The organism is Streptomyces sp. CBMA152, from assembly GCF_014596475.1.
Classification (GTDB): Bacteria; Actinomycetota; Actinomycetes; order Streptomycetales; family Streptomycetaceae; genus Streptomyces.
On the sequence record NZ_MECJ01000027.1, the window covers coordinates 52,891 to 70,197 of the forward strand.

The 17,307-nt window shown below is 72.4% G+C and carries 15 protein-coding genes; 10 read left to right on the top strand and 5 right to left on the bottom strand.

The window, feature by feature from the left end; translation table 11 throughout:
- Nucleotides 1–32: 32 nt before the first annotated feature.
- Together BG418_RS23075 and BG418_RS23080 are read right to left on the bottom strand one after the other, a co-directional pair.
- Nucleotides 33–230, bottom strand: a complete 198-nt coding sequence (locus tag BG418_RS23075; RefSeq protein ID WP_188275878.1) for a hypothetical protein — start codon at nt 228–230, stop codon at nt 33–35.
- A 139-nt stretch (nt 231–369) separates the two neighbouring features.
- The gene (locus BG418_RS23080; protein ID WP_188275879.1) at nt 370–1,446 is read right to left on the bottom strand and encodes a cytochrome c oxidase assembly protein; all 1,077 of its coding nucleotides are present in this window, start codon (nt 1,444–1,446) and stop codon (nt 370–372) included.
- A 228-nt stretch (nt 1,447–1,674) separates the two neighbouring features.
- Here BG418_RS23080 and BG418_RS23085 point away from each other — a divergent pair, with 228 nt between their 5' ends.
- Nucleotides 1,675–3,042, top strand: coding sequence for a CAP domain-containing protein (locus BG418_RS23085; protein ID WP_188275880.1), 1,368 nt, complete (start codon nt 1,675–1,677; stop codon nt 3,040–3,042).
- Between the two features lie 145 nt (nt 3,043–3,187).
- On the opposite strand, the gene BG418_RS23090 is transcribed toward BG418_RS23085, so the two are convergent.
- Complete coding sequence (locus BG418_RS23090) at nt 3,188–3,826, bottom strand: TetR/AcrR family transcriptional regulator (protein WP_188275881.1); 639 nt, start codon at nt 3,824–3,826, stop codon at nt 3,188–3,190.
- Nucleotides 3,827–3,991: 165 nt separating this feature from the next.
- Between BG418_RS23090 and BG418_RS23095 the strand changes: the two genes are divergently transcribed.
- From BG418_RS23095 to meaB, 7 genes are all read left to right on the top strand, one after another.
- The gene (locus BG418_RS23095; RefSeq protein WP_223185310.1) at nt 3,992–5,035 is read left to right on the top strand and encodes a zinc-binding dehydrogenase; all 1,044 of its coding nucleotides are present in this window, start codon (nt 3,992–3,994) and stop codon (nt 5,033–5,035) included.
- Nucleotides 5,036–5,493: 458 nt separating this feature from the next.
- A complete protein-coding gene (locus BG418_RS23100) occupies nt 5,494–5,919 on the top strand; it encodes an apotyrosinase chaperone MelC1 (RefSeq protein WP_188275882.1) in 426 nt (141 codons plus the stop codon).
- Between the two features lie 44 nt (nt 5,920–5,963).
- Nucleotides 5,964–6,791, top strand: coding sequence for a tyrosinase MelC2 (locus BG418_RS23105; protein ID WP_188275883.1), 828 nt, complete (start codon nt 5,964–5,966; stop codon nt 6,789–6,791).
- An 85-nt stretch (nt 6,792–6,876) separates the two neighbouring features.
- Nucleotides 6,877–8,283, top strand: coding sequence for a pyridoxal-phosphate dependent enzyme (locus BG418_RS23110; RefSeq protein ID WP_188275884.1), 1,407 nt, complete (start codon nt 6,877–6,879; stop codon nt 8,281–8,283).
- A 136-nt stretch (nt 8,284–8,419) separates the two neighbouring features.
- Nucleotides 8,420–10,270, top strand: coding sequence for a methylmalonyl-CoA mutase small subunit (mutA, locus tag BG418_RS23115; RefSeq protein WP_188275885.1), 1,851 nt, complete (start codon nt 8,420–8,422; stop codon nt 10,268–10,270).
- On the top strand, nt 10,267–12,471 hold the full coding sequence (scpA, locus tag BG418_RS23120) for a methylmalonyl-CoA mutase (protein ID WP_188275886.1): 2,205 nt from the start codon (nt 10,267–10,269) through the stop codon (nt 12,469–12,471). The genes mutA and scpA overlap by 4 nt, the downstream gene beginning before the upstream one ends.
- 6 nt (nt 12,472–12,477) lie before the next feature.
- A complete protein-coding gene (meaB, locus tag BG418_RS23125) occupies nt 12,478–13,467 on the top strand; it encodes a methylmalonyl Co-A mutase-associated GTPase MeaB (protein ID WP_188275887.1) in 990 nt (329 codons plus the stop codon).
- A 97-nt stretch (nt 13,468–13,564) separates the two neighbouring features.
- On the opposite strand, the gene BG418_RS23130 is transcribed toward meaB, so the two are convergent.
- Complete coding sequence (locus BG418_RS23130) at nt 13,565–14,170, bottom strand: sigma-70 family RNA polymerase sigma factor (RefSeq protein WP_398999916.1); 606 nt, start codon at nt 14,168–14,170, stop codon at nt 13,565–13,567.
- A 146-nt stretch (nt 14,171–14,316) separates the two neighbouring features.
- Nucleotides 14,317–14,982, bottom strand: coding sequence for a hypothetical protein (locus BG418_RS23135; protein WP_188275888.1), 666 nt, complete (start codon nt 14,980–14,982; stop codon nt 14,317–14,319).
- Nucleotides 14,983–15,264: 282 nt separating this feature from the next.
- Between BG418_RS23135 and BG418_RS23140 the strand changes: the two genes are divergently transcribed.
- Both BG418_RS23140 and BG418_RS23145 read left to right on the top strand, forming a co-directional pair.
- Nucleotides 15,265–16,404 carry an MFS transporter gene (locus tag BG418_RS23140; RefSeq protein WP_188275954.1) on the top strand — a complete coding sequence of 380 codons (1,140 nt, stop codon included), beginning with the start codon at nt 15,265–15,267 and terminating at the stop codon, nt 16,402–16,404.
- A complete protein-coding gene (locus BG418_RS23145) occupies nt 16,401–17,300 on the top strand; it encodes a sugar ABC transporter permease (protein ID WP_188275889.1) in 900 nt (299 codons plus the stop codon). The genes BG418_RS23140 and BG418_RS23145 overlap by 4 nt, the downstream gene beginning before the upstream one ends.
- Nucleotides 17,301–17,307: the final 7 nt, after the last annotated feature.

Consider the following 17,307-nt stretch of genomic DNA (forward strand, 5'->3'; position numbering starts at 1 on the left):
CCGGGGCGGATCGGCGGCTCCCGGGATCCGGGTCAGGGCAGCAGCTTGTCCATGGCGGCGGGGTCCTCCGCCAGTCGGCGTTCGGCCCACTTCAGGTTCTTGGGCGTGATGTCGCGCCCGGACGCCAGCACCAGGTCCTCGGCGGTGACCTCACCGCCCGACCCGGTGTGCAACAGCGAATCGGGGGTGACCGCCTCCCGCTGGGGTGCGGAATCGGACTGAGCGTTCATGCCGCCTCCTTGTTCGTCCGGCTGGGCTCCATTCTGGTACCCGGTCACGCGGACCGCATCCGCCCCAGAGATGTCACCCGTTCGGCCCAGTCGTACGAGCCGGACGCGACCGTCCGCCACACGCGGCGGCGACAGGCTCTCAGGGGTGTCGGCGCCGCATGCGCTCGCCGACGACGCCGTTGTCGGACTCCCACCAAGGGCGTACGAGCTCGGGCTCGGCGGGGTCCTCGGCGGCCGGGGCCGTGGTGGCCACGGAGGCCGCGACGGCCGTGGGCGCCGCCTGCGCGGGTACCAGCTCCGCGTCCAGGCGCCGGTCGAGCGCGGCCGTCTCGGCCCGTTCGGCCCGGAACCACTGGACGAAGATCACCATCAGGAACGGCACCCCGACCAGCTCCGCCACCGTGATCATCGCGCCGCCGCCGAGCTGCTGGTCCGCGTGCAGGTCGGGCGCCCAGGCGGGGGCGTGCCGGGTGTACCAGCTGCCCGCGATGACCGAGCCGCTGGTCATCACGACGATGCCCGGCACCGCGTCGATCAGCCCGTCCAGGAAGACGAACGCCGCCCGCATGGGGTGCCCGCACCACTTCGGGAGCAACTCCTCCTTGGTGAGCAGCGGCAGGACGAAGAGGCTGCCCGCCAGCAAAAGCTGGAGGTACATCAGCTGGTGCAGAGCGCCGACGCGCAGCGCGGTCTCGAAGTACGGGGTGAAGTAGACGCACAGCTCGGACGCGAGCACCAGCGCCGAGCTGACCAGCGGAAACGCCAGGATGCGGGCCACTTTGCCGGTCATGGCGCGGCGGACGGGACCGGCGCTCCGCTCGGGGAGCGCCCGCAGGGCGAGCGAGAGCGGGTCGCCGAGCGCGAGGCCGAGCGGGGCGATCAGGTCGAGGAGGATGTTCTGCAGGGCGGCGGGCCAGAACAGGACCTCGTCGTAGACGGCCAGCGCCGACATCGTGGAGAACACGATCGTGCCGAGACCGAGGACCGCGAAGACGACGGTACGGGCCACCGACCACTGCTCGCCCCTGCGGCGCAGCCGGAGCACGCCCCAGCCGTACAGCGCGCCGAGCACGACGACGAGCACGAGCGCGGGCAGGTCGAGCTGCCAGTGCGAGGGGAAGTTTCCCCAGGTCAGCTGCGGTAGCTCGGTCACCGCGACGGACTGCGACGGCGACCGTCCGGCGACGGCTTCGATCAGTTGTTGCGTTCCGGACATTCCGGCCCGGCCTCCTCACCGGCCCGCAGGGCTGACGCGGACCGCGTTCACCGTAGTCCCCGCCCGGGGGCCGCCCGCCGCGGGGTTGCCATGAACCACCCGACTGCCCGGTAAATCGGGTATGCGCGACACGCCGGAGGCGGGAACCGGGGGCCGTCCCCGCCGCGTTCTCCCCACAGCACGGCGCGACGGCGGATCGCGGCGGCGGGGCGTGAACGGGTGGTGTCGATGAGCGAGTTGGTTCCCGGAGGCAATCGGCCGCTCCCGGACGGCATGCTGACGATCGGTGTCCCGGGGCCCTTCGACCTGTCCGTACTGATCACCGACGACACCGGAAAGGTCGGCGGCGACGCCGACTTCGTCTTCTACAACCAGCCGTCGGCGCCGGGCACCCGGCTCACCGACGACGTCATCACGGTCGACCCGCGCCGCCTTCGGGCCGGGGCGAGCCGGATCACCGTGGTCGTCAGCCCGGCCGACCCGGACACCCCGCTCGGCCGGCTCCCCGTGCCGAGCCTGCGCCTGAGCGGTCCCGGCGGCGAGGTCCTGGCCCGGTTCACCCCGCCGAAGCCCGAGCGGGAGACGGTGCTGCTGCTCGCCGAGATCTACCGGCGCGGCACCGGCTGGAAGGTCCGTGCGCTGGGACAGGGGTACGCGGACGGGCTCGCCGGGGTCGCCCGGGACTTCGGGGTCGACGTGACCGACGAGGACCCGGCATCTCCCCCGTCCTCCGCCCACGCCCCCACGGTCCAGATGCCGACGGCTCCGATGGCCTCGGTCCCGGCCGCCCGACGCCCGGGGCCGGACGGAAGCGGCGCAAGCCACGGCTTCGGCGCACTGGTCAACGCCGAGCGGGCCCGGGCCGGGGCCCCGCCGGTGACGATCGACGCACGTCTCGTCTCGGCCGCCGAGGCGCACGCCGCGACCATGGCCGCCCAGGGCCGCCTCAGTGTGGAGAGCCCGGACGGCGTGTCCGTCTTCCAGCGGGTGACCACCCAGGGGTACGCGTATCTGACCGTCGCCGAACATCTGGTCTCCGGGCCACGCAACCCGGCCGACTTCCTGACGTACTGCCTCAAGGACCCCCACACCCGCCGCCCGCTGCGCGACGCCGCCTTCACCGACGCGGGGATCGCGAGCGCCACCGACCGGCGTACGGGCGATGTCTACTGGACCGCGCTCTGGGCGAGGCCGCTGAGCGCGGACGGGCTGCGGCGGACGGTGTCGGAGGTGGTCGCGCTGACCAACGGCCATCGCGCCACGGCCGGATTGCGGCCCCTGGCCGACGACACCCGGCTCGCCTCGGCGGCCCAGGCGTACAGCACGGACATGGCCGAGCGCGGCTTCTACTCGCACACCTCGCCCGAGGGGCTTGAGCCATGGGACCGGGCGCGGGCAGCCGGGGCCGCGCACCGGGGCATCGGCGAGAACATCGCGTGCGGGCAGCGCACGGCGGCCGAGGTGGTGGAGGGCTGGATGAACAGCCCCGGCCACCGGGCGAACATCCTCAAGCCCGACTTCACCCACATAGGCGTGGGCTTCGCGGGCGGGGGCCGCGCGGGCACGTACTGGACCCAGCTGTTCGGCCTGGTCTGACACGGCAGGGGCCGACTGCCGCGGCCCGAGGAGCAGAGCCGCGGTACCGAAGGCTGCCGCCACGGCCCCCGGCCCCGAGGGCCGCAGCCCGGGCAACGGCCGCCGAGGCCGGAAGCCCCCAAGCCCCCGATCCGAAACCGCCGCCTCAGCCCTGCAGCTCCCGCCCCAGCCCCGCCGCGTCCACCAGCAGCACGGGCCGGTCCAGCGTGCCGAGGAGGCTCACGAAGCTGGACTCCAGGAACCCCGCCAGCTCGTCGCGCGCGTCCGGCTCCTCCAGCGGCCAGCTGGTGACCGCCTCCTCCGCGAACGCCATCCACGCGCGCGAGGCGATGTCGAGCCGGGGCGAGGGGGGCAGGCCTATGCGCCGCTGCGCGTCGATCACATGGCGGGCCACGGCTTCGCGCGTCTCCCACAGGATGTCGGCGACCGCCGGATGGCTGCCGGACGCGCCCCTCACCAGGGCGACGTACACCTGGCGGTGCTCCCGTACGTAGGCGACGAAGCCGTCGATGAACGACCGCAGCCAGGCGACGGGTGGCAGGGCCGGGTCCGGCTCGACGGCCTCGATGAACCGCGCGCACTCCTTCGCCACCACCGCGCGGTAGAAGTCGCGCTTGGAGTCGAAGTAGTGGAAGAGCAGGCCCCGGGAGATCCCGGCGCGGCGGGCCACCTCGTCCGTGGACAGCTCGTCGAGCGAGCGGTCGGCGAGCATCTCCAGTCCGATCTCGACCAGCTGGGTCCTGCGTTGGTCGGGGGTCAGGCGGGTGATGCGCTTTCCGGACATGCCCGCAGTGTACGAGCGGTCCGCGCCACTGCGCGCCACCCCGGCCAAGCCGACCGATGAGCCTGTTGACAATTGCTCAACAGGAGTCGTACAACGGTCGTACAGATTTGTTGAGCATCGCTTAACAAGGCTCACGGCTCACAGCGCTTTCCCGAGGAGACCGCCATGCGCATGATGCGCGCCGCCCGCTTCCGTCCCGCCTCCGGCACGCTCGCCGTCGAGGAGGTGCCGGTTCCCCGGCCCGGCCCCGGCGAGGCGCTGGTGAAGGTCGCCGCCTGCGGGATCTGCCACTCCGACCTGAGCCTCCTGAACGGCGTCTTCCGCACCGAGCTCCCGGTCATCACCCCAGGCCACGAGGCCTCCGGCACCATCGACGAACTGGGCGCGCCGACCCCCGGCTGGGAGCGCGGCGACCGGGTCGTGCTGCACGCGGGGCGCGCCTGCGGCAGTTGCATCGCGTGCGTCTCGGGCGCGGCACCCGACGACTGCGAGCGCGTGCAGATCATGGCGTTCGACTACGACGGCGCCTGGGCGGAGTACGTGGTGGTGCCGGTCGCCGCGCTGGTGAGGGTGCCCGACTCGATCCCGCTGGAGCAGGCCGCCGTCCTGGCCGACGCCGTGTCCACGCCGTACGCGGCGGTCGTCGACACCGCCTCGGTCCGCCCGGCCGAGAGCGTCGGCGTATGGGGGCTCGGCGGCATCGGTACACACGCGCTCCAGGCGGCCCGACTGGCCGGGGCCGCGCCCGTCATCGGCCTCGATCCGCTGCCTGCGGCCCGCGAGCGCGCCCTGGAACTGGGCGCGGACCACGCCGTGGACCCGACCGCCGAGGACGCGCTCGACCGTATCGCCGAGCTCACCGGCGGCCGTGGCCTGCGGGTCGCGATCGACGCGGTGGGCCGGGCGAGCACCATCGCCCAGGCCAATCGGGCGCTGGGGCACCGCGGCCGGCTCGTCCTGGTCGGCATGTCGATGGACACGGTCGAGCTCGGCCCGCTGGCCGCGTTCACCCGCGACCGGCACGCCGTCACCGGCCACCTCGGCTACCGCAAGGAGCACATCCAGCAGCTCGTCGACCTGGTGGCGGCGGGCCGCCTCGACATCGGCCGGTCGGTCAGCGCGCAACTGCCGCTCGCGGAGATCGCCGAGGGGGTGCGCCGCCTGGCGGAGAAGGACGGCAACCCGATCCGGATCGTCATCCGCCCCTGACAACCGCCGAAGTCAGCCACACCTCCTCCATCGAAGTCATCACGCCACAACCCCCGCCCCTCCAGGCTCGAAACCGGCCAGCTTTCGCGCGTGAGCGCGGACACACATTGACCGCATCTGCAACAAACTCTTCACAGAATCGACAAATTCTGTGAAGGATCTGCGCTTTCGGAGGGCCGGGGGGCGGCGGACAGCAAGATCATCTTTGTTCAACATTGCACTTCGAATCTGGACATGTCCGTATTGCGGCCAACCACTTGGGCGGCACTTTGCCGTTTCGTTGCCGGGCTGTAGGCATGGGTCAGCACGCCCCCGACGGACCTCCCGGCCATGACCAAGCCGGACGAAGGCCCGTCAGCGAGGCGTCAACCGCGTTGACAGGGCCGCGAATTCGCCATGCGGGCCCCCAGTCGCGCGGGACCACCATCGAGCAACTGTTGAACCACTGGGGGTTACCCATGTCCCAACTCACCCGCCGCAGCGCACTGGGCATCACCGCGACCGCGGTCGCCGGCCTCGGCCTGGCCGGCACCGCCTACGCCGCGACGTCGAGCGCCCCGGCACACGGTGCCGTACCCACTGCGGGCGATGAACACACCGGCCACATGGGCGGCATGGACCACTCGGGCCACGGCGCGCCCGCGCCGTTCGACGAGGTCTACCAAGGCCGTCGTATACAGGGCGCGCCCACGATGGGCGGCGAGCACGCCCACCACGGGGGCTACTCCGTCCAGATAGACGGCAAGGAACTGCATGTGATGCGGAACGGCGACGGCACCTGGATCAGTGTCGTCAACCACTACGAGACGTTCACGACGCCGCTCGCCGTGGCCCGCGCCGCCGTGGTGGAGCTCCAGGGCGCCACGCTCGTCCCGCTCGCCTGACCTTCCGTACCGCCCCGCACGGCACCACTATCTGGAGCATTTCCATGACCGTACGCAAGAACCAGGCGACGCTCACCGCCGACGAGAAGAAGCGCTTCGTCAATGCGATCCTGACGCTGAAGCGCAACGGCAAGTACGACGCCTTCGTCACCACGCACAACGCCTTCATCATGAGCGACGGCGACGACACGGACCGCGTGGGCCACCGCTCGCCGTCCTTCCTCCCGTGGCACCGCAGATTCCTCATAGAGTTCGAGCAGGCCCTCCAGTCGGTGGACTCGTCCGTCACGCTGCCGTACTGGGACTGGACGGCCGACCGCACCCCCGCCTCCTCGCTCTGGGCCGCGGACTTCCTCGGCGGCACCGGCCGCAGCCGCGACGGCCAGGTGATGGACGGGCCGTTCGCCTCCGCCGGCGGCCAGTGGACCATCAACGTCCGCGTGGACGGCCGCACCTACCTGCGCCGCGCGCTCGGCGCGGGCGTCCCGCAGCTGCCCACCAAGGCCGAGGTCGACAGCGTCCTCGCCATGTCGACGTATGACGAGGCCCCCTGGAACAGCCAGTCCACCGGCGGCTTCCGCAACCACCTGGAGGGCTGGCGCGGGGTCAACCTCCACAACCGCGTGCACGTCTGGGTCGGCGGCCAGATGGGCACCGGCGTCTCCCCCAACGACCCGGTCTTCTGGCTGCACCACGCGTTCATCGACCGACTCTGGGCGCAGTGGCAGGAGCGTCACCCCGACTCGCCCTACCTCCCGGCCGCCGGGACGCCGAACGTGGTGGACCTGCGCGAGACCATGCGCCCGTGGAACAACGTCACGCCGGCGGACATGCTGGACCACAAGAAGTTCTACACGTTCGACGCGGCCTGACGCGCGCGTGAGTGGCCCCGCCGGGCATCCGCCCGGCGGGGTCACGCCCGTCCGCGCCGGGCCCGCGCCTCGTAAGCTCACCGGCATGGACGTACATGAGTCAGTGCTCGAACTCGTCGGCGGCACACCGATGGTGCGGCTGCGCACGCCGGAGGGCTCGGCCGCGCTCTACGCCAAGCTCGAATACCTGAGCGCGGGCGGCAGTGTGAAGGACCGCATCGGTCTGCACATGATCGAGCAGGCGGAGCGGGACGGGCTGCTGCGCCCGGGCGCCACCGTCGTGGAGGCGACCTCCGGCAACACCGGGGCCGGGCTCGCCATGGTGGCCGCGGCCAAGGGCTACCGGGCCGTCCTCGTCGTGCCCGACAAGACGAGCGCGGAGAAGATCGCCACGCTGCGCGGGTTCGGCGCCGAGGTGGTCGTGCGGCCGGGCGGGCTGCCGGCGGAGGATCCGGGGAACGTGTTCAACACGGCGGCCCGGATCGCCGAGCAGACGCCGGGCAGCTGGCTCGCCGGGCAGTACGACAACCCGGCCAACCCCGGGGCGCACTACGCGACGACCGGGCCGGAGATCTGGCGCCAGACGGACGGGCGGATCACGCATCTGGTGTCGTGCGTCGGCACCGGCGGCACCATCAGCGGCACCGGCCGCTACCTCAAGGACGTCAGCGGCGGCGCGGTGAAGGTCGTCGGCGCGGACCCGGCGGCCTCCGTCTACTCGGGCGGCGACGGACGGCCGTACTTCGTCGAGGCGACCGGGCATGTGTGCCATCCGGAGACGATCGAGGACGTCTGGCCCGAGTCCTACGACCAGGACGTCGTCGACGAGCTGGTCCCCGTCGGCGACCGCGACGCACTGCTGACGCTTCGTCAACTCGCCCGGGAACAGGGTCTGATGGTCGGCGGCTCGGCCGGTCTGGCGGTCGCGGCCGCACAGCGGGTGGCGGCCGGGCTCGGCCCCGAGTCGCTGGTCGTGGTGATCCTGCCGGACTCCGGGCGGCAGTACCTCTCGAAGTACTTCAACGACGCGTGGCTGCTGCGGCTCGGGTTCCTGGACGGCGAGGACGACGCGGCGCGGGCCGGGGACGCGGTGCCCGACTCGCTGCGGGACGCTCCTCTCCCTTATGTGAACCGGCTCAGCACGGTGGCCGAGGCGCTGACCGTGCTGCGGGCGCGGCGCGATCTCGGGCTGCCGCCGGTGCTTCCGGCCGGTCCGTGCCCGGTGGGCCCCGACCGCCGGCCGACGGCGCCCGAGCTCGCGGGATCCGTTTCCCTCGACATGCTGGCGGCGGCGGTCGAGCAGGGGGAGGTGGCGCCGGACGCGCTGGTACGCGATCACCTCGCCGCACCGCTGCCGCACTTCGGCGCGGGTGAGCGGGCCGACGCGGTCCTCGCCGAGTGGGAGCAACGGGACGACGAGGTGGCGGTGGTGCTGTACGACGGCCACGGCATCGGACTGATCACGCGGGACGACGTACGCAAGCTGCTCTGAGGAGCAGGGTGCCGTCGAGAAACAAGTGTCGTTGAAATAGGGCATCCACCTGCAAGGATCAAGAGCGTTCCGAAGAGGGCAAGGTCACAGCCCTGCCCCCTCCTGCACCTTTGCGCCACTGCCCTAGCATCGGACCATGACGGTCCTGCCTGACGACGGGCTTTCCCTGGCCGCCGAGTTCCCTGATGCAACCCATGAGCAGTGGCAGCGCCTCGTGGAGGGCGTGCTGCGCAAATCGGGTAAAGATGTCTCGGGCGCGGCTGCCGAGGAAGCGCTGTCCACCCCCGTGGAGCACGGGCTCACCACCCGGCCCCTGTACACCGCGCGAGACTCCGCGCCCGATGCCGGATATCCGGGCTTCGCCCCGTTTGTCCGGGGAAGCCGGGCCGAGGGCAACGCGGCGGACGGCTGGGGCGTACGACAGCGCCACACCGATCCGGATCCCGCCGCGGCCAACGCCGCCGTGCTCGCGGACCTGGAGAACGGAGTGACCTCGCTCTGGCTGGCCGTAGGCCGGGGCGGCGTTCCGGTCTCCGGGCTCGCCCGGGTACTCGACGGCGTCTACCTCGACCTCGCGCCCGTCGTTCTCGACGCGGGCGCCGAATTCGAGGCGGCCGCACAGGAGTTGCTGCATCTGTACGCCGAGCGGGGCGTCCCCGCCGAGGCGGCGCGCGGCAACCTCGGCGCCGACCCGCTGGGCCACGAGGCCCGTACCGGCGAGGCGATCGAGGCGGCACCCGCCGTGGCACTCGCCCGCCTCTGCGGCGAGCGGTACCCCGGGCTTCGGGCGTTGACCGTGGACGCGCTGCCGTACCACGAGGCGGGCGGCTCGGCCGCGCAGGAACTCGGCGCGTCACTGGCCACCGGTGTCGCCTATTTGCGTGAGCTCACGTCGGCGGGCCTGTCCGTCGAGGAGGCGTGCGCGCAGCTGGAGTTCCGTTACGCGGCCACCGCCGACCAGTTCCTGACCATCGCCAAGCTGCGCGCCGCGCGGCGGCTGTGGGCGCGCGTCGCCGAGGCGAGTGGGGCTCCCGCCGCGGGCGCCCAGCGCCAGCACGCCGTCACCTCGCCGGTGATGATGACCCGCCGCGACCCGTGGGTGAACATGCTGCGCACCACGGTGGCCTGTCTGGGCGCCGGGGTCGGCGGCGCGGACGCCGTCACCGTGCTGCCCTTCGACCACTCGCTCGGCCTGCCCGACGGTTTCGCACGGCGCATCGCCCGCAACACCTCGACGATCCTCCTGGAGGAGTCGCAGCTGGCCCGGGTGATCGACCCGGCGGGCGGCTCCTGGTACGTGGAGCGCCTGACCGCCGAACTCGCCGACAGTGCCTGGGAGTTCTTCCGTACGATCGAGCGCGCGGGCGGCCTGGCGGCGGCCCTGCGCTCCGGTCTGATCGGCGACGAGCTCGCCGCGACCTGGGCCGAGCGGAGCAAGAAGCTGGCGCGCCGACGCGAACCGGTCACCGGCGTCAGCGAGTTCCCGCATCTCGCCGAGCGTCCCGTCGAGCGCGCCCCGGCCCCCGCCGAGCCGTCGGGCGGACTGCCGAAGGTGCGCCGCGACGAGGCGTACGAGGAACTGCGCGCCCGCTCGGACGCGCACCTCGCCGAGACCGGCACCCGCCCCCGGGTGTTCCTCGCCGCGCTCGGCCCGGCCGCCGCCCACACCGGGCGCGCGACCTTCGCCGCGAACCTGTTCCAGGCCGGTGGCGTCGAGCCGGTCCACGACCCGGTGTCGGTGGACGCGACCACGGCCGGGGAGGCGTTCGCCGCGAGCGGCGCCGCCGTGGCCTGTGTGGTCTCCTCCGACGCGCTGTACGAGGAGCAGGCCGAGGCGGTCGCCAAGGCCCTCAAGTCGGCGGGCGCCAAACATGTGTTCCTGGCCGGGCGCGGTGAGTACGCGGGCGTCGACGAGTACGTCTTCGCCGGCTGCGACGCGGTGGCCGTGCTCACCTCCGCCCTCGACCGCCTGGGAGTGGCGTCATGACGATCCCCGACTTCTCGGAGCTGCCGCTGGCGTCGGACGCCGGCGCCGACGGCTCCGACGACCAGTGGCGCACCGCCGTGAAGGAGTCCACCGGCAAGGCCGACGGCGATCTGCTGTGGGAGACCCCGGAGGGCATCGCGGTCAAGCCGCTGTACACCGCGCGGGACCTGGAGGGCCTGGACTTCCTCGGTACGTACCCGGGCGTGGCGCCGTATCTGCGGGGCCCCTACCCGACGATGTACGTCAACCAGCCCTGGACGATCCGGCAGTACGCGGGCTTCTCGACCGCCGAGGAGTCCAACGCCTTCTACCGGCGCAACCTCGCCGCCGGGCAGAAGGGTCTGTCGGTCGCCTTCGACCTGCCGACCCACCGCGGCTACGACAGCGACCACCCGCGCGTCACCGGTGACGTCGGCATGGCGGGTGTCGCCATCGACTCCATCTACGACATGCGCCAGCTGTTCGACGGGATTCCGCTGGACAAGATGACGGTGTCGATGACGATGAACGGGGCCGTGCTGCCCGTTCTCGCGCTCTACATCGTGGCCGCCGAGGAGCAGGGCGTACCGCCCGAGAAGCTGGCCGGGACCATTCAGAACGACATTCTCAAAGAGTTCATGGTCCGCAACACCTACATCTATCCGCCCAAGCCCTCGATGCGGATCATCTCCGACATCTTCGCGTACACCTCGCAGAAGATGCCGCGCTACAACTCGATCTCCATCTCGGGCTATCACATCCAGGAAGCGGGTGCGACGGCCGATCTGGAGCTGGCGTACACGCTCGCGGACGGGGTGGAGTATCTGCGGGCCGGGCAGGAGGCGGGCCTCGACGTCGACGCGTTCGCGCCCCGGCTCTCCTTCTTCTGGGCGATCGGCATGAACTTCTTCATGGAGATCGCGAAGATGCGGGCGGCCCGGCTGCTGTGGGCCCGCCTGGTCAAGCAGTTCGACCCGAAGAACACCAAGTCCCTTTCGCTGCGCACCCATTCGCAGACCTCGGGCTGGTCGCTGACCGCGCAGGACGTGTTCAACAACGTCACGCGTACGTGTGTGGAGGCGATGGCCGCGACGCAGGGCCACACCCAGTCGCTGCACACCAACGCCCTTGACGAGGCGCTGGCGCTGCCGACCGACTTCTCGGCGCGGATCGCGCGCAACACCCAGCTGCTCATCCAGCAGGAGTCGGGCACCACGCGGTCCATCGACCCGTGGGGCGGCAGCGCGTACGTCGAGAAGCTGACGTACGACCTGGCGCGGCGCGCCTGGCAGCACATCCAGGAGGTCGAGGCGGCCGGCGGCATGGCGCAGGCCATCGACGCGGGCATCCCGAAGCTGCGCGTCGAGGAGGCGGCCGCCCGCACCCAGGCGCGCATCGACTCGGGGCGCCAGCCGGTGATCGGCGTCAACAAGTACCGGGTCGAGACCGACGAGCAGATCGACGTCCTCAAGGTCGACAACTCCTCGGTGCGCGCCCAGCAGATCGCCAAGCTGCGGCGGCTGCGCGAGGAGCGCGACGAGGCGGCCTGCCAGGCCGCGCTGCACGCGCTCACCGCGTCCGCCGAGCGCGGCCCGGGCCAGGGCCTGGAGGGCAACCTGCTGGCGCTCGCGGTCGACGCGGCCCGGGCGAAGGCCACCGTCGGGGAGATCTCGGACGCCCTGGAGAAGGTGTACGGCCGCCACGCGGGCCAGATCCGTACGATCTCCGGCGTCTATCGCAACGAGGCAGGAGCGTCCCCTTCGGTGGACCGCACACGCGCGCTGGTGGATCGTTTCGACGAGGCGGAAGGCCGACGTCCGCGCATCCTCGTCGCCAAGATGGGCCAGGACGGCCACGACCGGGGACAGAAGGTGATCGCCACCGCCTTCGCCGACCTCGGCTTCGACGTCGACGTCGGCCCGCTGTTCCAGACGCCGGGCGAGGTGGCCCGGCAGGCGGTCGAGGCGGATGTGCACATCGTGGGTGTGTCGTCGCTCGCCGCCGGTCACCTGACCCTCGTACCGGCGCTCCGCGAGGAGCTGGCCGCCGAGGGCCGGGAGGACATCATGATCGTGGTGGGCGGTGTCATTCCGCCGCAGGACGTCCCGACCCTCCTGGAGATGGGCGCCGCTGCGGTGTTCCCGCCGGGGACGGTCATCCCGGACGCGGCGTACGACCTGGTGACGCGGCTCGGCGCGGCGCTGGGCCACGACGAGCTGTAGCCGCCCGTGCGCATCGATCTCGACAGCTACGTCAAGGGTGTGCTCGACGGGAAGCGGGCGTTCATCGCGCGCGCCATCACCCTCGTCGAGTCCACCCGGCCCGACCACCGCGCGCTCGCCCAGCAACTGCTCACCGAGCTGCTGCCGCACACGGGCGCCGCGCGGCGGATCGGCATCAGCGGTGTGCCGGGCGTGGGCAAGTCCACCTTCATCGACGCGTTCGGCACCATGCTGACGGGGCTCGGCCACCGGGTGGCGGTGCTCGCCGTCGACCCGTCGTCGACCCGTACCGGCGGCTCCATCCTCGGCGACAAGACGCGGATGGAGCGGCTGGCGGTGGATCCGGCGGCGTTCGTACGGCCCTCGCCCAGCGCGGGCACGCTCGGTGGGGTCGCCAAGGCGACGCGCGAGTCCATGGTCGTGATGGAGGCGGCGGGTTACGACGTCGTCCTGGTGGAGACCGTCGGCGTCGGCCAGTCCGAGACGACGGTGGCCAACATGGTCGACTCGTTCCTGCTGCTGACGCTGGCGCGCACGGGCGACCAGCTCCAGGGCATCAAGAAGGGCGTCCTGGAGCTCGCCGATGTGATCGCCGTGAACAAGGCGGACGGGCCGCACGAGCGCGACGCGAAGTCGGCGGCGCGTGAACTGGCCGGTGCGCTGCGGCTGATGCACCCGGCGGATGCCGCGTGGACGCCGCCGGTGCTCAGTTGCAGCGCGCGCGAGTCCCTTGGGCTGGACACCGTCTGGGAGCGGCTCGACCAGCACCGTACGCTGCTCGACTCCACGGGCCGCCTTGCCGCCAAGCGTCGTGACCAGCAGATCGACTGGACGTGGTCGATGGTCCATGACGAGCTGTTGGGTCGGCTGCGGGCCCATCCTGGCGTACGGTCGCTGGCTCCTGCGCTTGAACAGCGGGTTCGGGACGGGGAGTTGACTGCGACGCTCGCCGCAGAGCGGATTCTTAGCGCGTTTCAGGGGGAGCGCCAGGTGTAGTGAGGGATTCGACTGCGGACCGTGGGTGGCTGGTCGCGCAGTTCCCCGCGCCCCTTGTAGGTGGCCCGGACCGAAAGGGTCCGGGCCACCTACTCATTCACACCGTCGCGACCGCCAGTGCCGAACCCTCCGCGTCACGCAGGCGCTCGATGAGGGCGGCTCGGGCTCGGGCCACTCGGGAGCGGACTGTGCCGACCGGGCAGTTGCTGACGTTGGCCGCGTCCGCGTAGGGCAGCCCCAGCAGCTGGGTCAGGACGAACGCCTCGCGACGCTCCTCCGGCAGCGCGGCCAGCAGGTCGGCGAGCGCGACCCCGTCGTCGAAGCCGGGCAGGCCCCGGGGTTGGGCGCGCTCGGCGGCGGACTGCCAGTCGTCGGTGTCCGACACGCGGGGCCGGGCGGCCGCGTACCGGAGGTTGTCGATCACCGCGCGGCGGGCGATCGAGAGCAGCCAGGTGCGGGCGGAGGAGCGGCCCTCGAAGCGGTGCAGGCTGCCGAGCGCCCGCAGGAAGGTGTCCTGGGTGAGGTCGTCGGCGGCCTGCGGATCGGCGCCGAGGTAGGTGACATAGCGGCGTACGTCACGGTGCAGCGCACGCACGAAGTGCTCGACGGCTTCGGGGTCGCCGCCGCGGGCGGCAAGCGCCCAGGCCGTTATCGCCTGGTCCGTCGACTCGTCGCGCGGGCGGCGCGGGGCAGAAGTGATCACCTGATGTCCTTCTGGAATCCGGGTCCGGACCGGCGCGAAGAGGTGGCGCGGGTCCGGTGAAGGGGTACGGCGGCACACGGGCGTGCGGCCGATGCCCGGGGCACCGGGAGGACAACTCCCAAGGCGCCACGGGGAACCGGCTGTCGTCAGACGACAGCGGTCCCGACGGGCGGACCCCTTGAGGTGATCGCGTGTACGAGGAAGAGCCGGCGCGGCACCCGGGCCGTACGGTCCCGGCGGGCGCGCGGGCGCGGGCGGCTCGGGGGCACCGCGCGGAGCAGGGCCATCCGCAGCGGGGCGAAGATCCATCCTGCGAAGGCCCGCAGGATGCGGAAGGCGGCCCGCTCGCCGTACGCGAGCCACAGTCCGCAGAGCAGCGCGGCGAGCAGGTGGGCGGCGAACATGCCGGTGGAGGACATCCCCGCCATGTCATGCCCCATGGAACCCATGTGTCCCATGGCTTCGGCGTGCCGGCCCGGCGACATGTCCATCGGCATGGTCATCGGCATGCCCGAATGCCCCATCGGCATGGACATGGACGCCATCGACGGCCCCGCCGCCTCCTGCGCCACCGAGAACAGCTCGTGCAGCACCGCCTGTGTCGCGACCGCGACCGCCACGACCTGGCCGAAGCCGCGCTCGCGGCCCGCCAGGCACCACGCCGTACCGCCGGTCGCGACCGTCGCGCAGCCCAGCGCCCACCAGGGCACCGGGGCGCCGGACATGAGGGCGTGCCCGAAGGCCGTGAGCAGCACGCAGAGGGCCGCGAACATCGCGGCCCGCACGGTGCGGCAACAGTCTCCGGCAGTCATGGCGCGCTCATCCTCGCATCCGCCCTCCGCGCCGCGACGGCGGGTGCGTATACGAATCCGGCGTTTCCCCCCGGCACCTCCTGTGATCCAGCACACATCAACGCGTCGGAACCCGGCGGGAGTTCGGGCCGACTCCTGGGAGAGCTCGGGAGATCGCCCGGTGCGACGGACGGGAGCGGAGGGGCGCCGGTGGCAGTGGACCGGAGCGAGGAGAGCGGTCGGCCAGCGGACACGGAGAGCAGTCGGCCGACTGGCGCGGTGACGGCGCTGCTGACGTGCGCGATGGCGTTCTCGATGCTGCAACTGTTCCTGCTCGGGGCGCTGGGTCCGCGTATCACCGCCGCTCTCGATGTCTCGCCGACCGTCCTCGGGCTGACCACGACCATCGGGTTCGGCGCCGCCGCGCTGCTCTCCCCGCTGGGCGGCCGGGTGGTGGACGCGGTGGGTCCGCGCCGCTGTCTGGTGGCGCTGCTCGTGGTGTCGGCGGTGGCTCTCGCCCTGATCGGTGCGGCGCCGGGGGCCGGGTTCCTGCTGGTGGCGGTCGCGCTGGGCGGGCTTCCGCAGGCGCTCGCCAACCCCGCCACCAACAAGGCGATCCTGGCCGCCGTGGCGCCCGCGCGACGCGGCTCGGTGACCGGGATGAAGCAGTCGGGCGTCCAACTGGGCGCCTTCGCCGCCGGGTTGCCGCTCGCCGCGCTGGCCGGGCTCACCGGGTGGCGCGGCGCGGTCTGGACTGCGGCGGGCGCAGCGCTCGTGGCGGCGGCCTGGGCAGCACGCGTGCTGCCTGCCGATCCCCCGCCGAAGCCCGCCGCCGCGATCCGGCTGCCGCAGGGCGCGATCGCCTGGCTGACCGCGTTCTCGCTGCTGCTCGGCTGCGGCATAGCCTCGGTGAACACCTATCTCGCGCTGTACGGTTCACGGCGCCTCGGCCTCGGTCCCACGGCCGCCGCCGCGCTGGTCGCGGTCCTCGGCGTCGCCGGGATCGCGGGCCGGGTGGGCTGGTCGAAGGTGGCCGGACGGCCCGACCGGGCGGTGTGGCTGCCGGGCGCCCTCGCGGCGGGCGCGGTCGGCGCGGCCCTGCTCCTCGCCGCCTCGGCGTACGCGCACCCCCTGGCGTGGCTCGCGGCGATCGCCGTCGGCGTGTTCGCGGTCTCCGCCAACGCGGTCTCGATGGTCCTCGTCATGCAGCGCGCCGAACCTGGCCGCGCCGGACAGGACTCGGCGCTGGTCTCGGCCGGATTCTTCGCCGGATTCGCAGTCGGCCCACCCCTGTTCGGCCTGCTGGCGTCGGCCGGACGCTACGGCCCCGGCTGGCTGCTCGTCGCGGCCGAGTTCGCCGGGGCGGGCGCGGTGGCCCTGGTGTGGGCGGTACGCGAGCGCGGTACGGCCGTACGGACGCGGGCTGCGGTGGTACGCGGATGAGCGCCCCGGGCTGGGCTTTGCCAGCACTGGACGCGCTCCTCGACCGGGTCACCGCCACCGAGGCCCAGGTCGGCGAACGCTTCCCGTTGTACGCCGACCCCGGTACCGGGACCTGGACGACGACGGGGCGCGGTTCGTGGACCGGCGGGTTCTGGGCGGGACTGCTGTGGCTGCGGGCCCGGCGTACGGGTGCGGCTCGGGATCGCGCCGCCGCCCAGGCGTGTACGGCCCGGCTCGCCCGCTGGGTGGACGCGGACACCGCCACGCGCGGACTGATCCTCTGGTACGGCACGGCGCTCGCGGACGACGAAGGCTCCGCCGCGCTGCAACGCCGGGCGGCGCGGGCCTGCCTCGACGCCTTCGACCCGGAGCGGGGCATGGTGCCCTGGGGCGCGGCCTTCGGCGGCCCCCGCCTGGCCGTCCGCACCGACGGCGTACCCGGCATGGTTCCGCTGCTCGCCACGGTCGACAAGGCCGCTGCCGAGTCCCATCTGCGACGCCATCTGAAGCTGTGCCCCCCGCTGAGATGGTCCCGAGGCCGGGCGTGGCTGCTGCTCGGGATCGCGGAGGGGGCGCGCCACCTTGAAATTGCTGAACTACCGCCTGCCGTCGACCAGTTGACCACTTCGCGGCTCGTCCCGTCGGCCGACGACGAGCACCCCGACGGTCCGCTCGACACCTCCGCCGCCGCCATCACCGCCCTCGCCCTCCTCCAGCTCGGCCGGACGCAGCACGCGGTCGACATACTGGACGAGCTCGTCCGCGTCCACCTCACCGCCGACGGACGTCTCCTTGACGGGTGTTACGACCTCGACGAGGGAACCGCCGTCCGGCATGAGCTGATCTGGGGGACGTTCTTCCTGGCGTACGCGCTGGCGACGCTGACCAGCGGATAGCAGGCGC

Coding starts and splice junctions, on each gene's coding strand:
- BG418_RS23145 (WP_188275889.1), top strand. CDS start 16,401: ATGAGCGCCCCGGGCTGGGCTTTGCCAGCACTGGACGCGCTCCTCGAC.
- BG418_RS23110 (WP_188275884.1), top strand. CDS start 6,877: ATGGACGTACATGAGTCAGTGCTCGAACTCGTCGGCGGCACACCGATG.
- BG418_RS23080 (WP_188275879.1), bottom strand. CDS start 1,446: ATGTCCGGAACGCAACAACTGATCGAAGCCGTCGCCGGACGGTCGCCG.
- BG418_RS23140 (WP_188275954.1), top strand. CDS start 15,265: ATGGCGTTCTCGATGCTGCAACTGTTCCTGCTCGGGGCGCTGGGTCCG.
- mutA (WP_188275885.1), top strand. CDS start 8,420: ATGACGGTCCTGCCTGACGACGGGCTTTCCCTGGCCGCCGAGTTCCCT.
- BG418_RS23105 (WP_188275883.1), top strand. CDS start 5,964: ATGACCGTACGCAAGAACCAGGCGACGCTCACCGCCGACGAGAAGAAG.
- BG418_RS23075 (WP_188275878.1), bottom strand. CDS start 230: ATGAACGCTCAGTCCGATTCCGCACCCCAGCGGGAGGCGGTCACCCCC.
- BG418_RS23090 (WP_188275881.1), bottom strand. CDS start 3,826: ATGTCCGGAAAGCGCATCACCCGCCTGACCCCCGACCAACGCAGGACC.
- BG418_RS23095 (WP_223185310.1), top strand. CDS start 3,992: ATGCGCATGATGCGCGCCGCCCGCTTCCGTCCCGCCTCCGGCACGCTC.
- BG418_RS23135 (WP_188275888.1), bottom strand. CDS start 14,982: ATGACTGCCGGAGACTGTTGCCGCACCGTGCGGGCCGCGATGTTCGCG.
- scpA (WP_188275886.1), top strand. CDS start 10,267: ATGACGATCCCCGACTTCTCGGAGCTGCCGCTGGCGTCGGACGCCGGC.
- BG418_RS23085 (WP_188275880.1), top strand. CDS start 1,675: ATGAGCGAGTTGGTTCCCGGAGGCAATCGGCCGCTCCCGGACGGCATG.
- BG418_RS23100 (WP_188275882.1), top strand. CDS start 5,494: ATGTCCCAACTCACCCGCCGCAGCGCACTGGGCATCACCGCGACCGCG.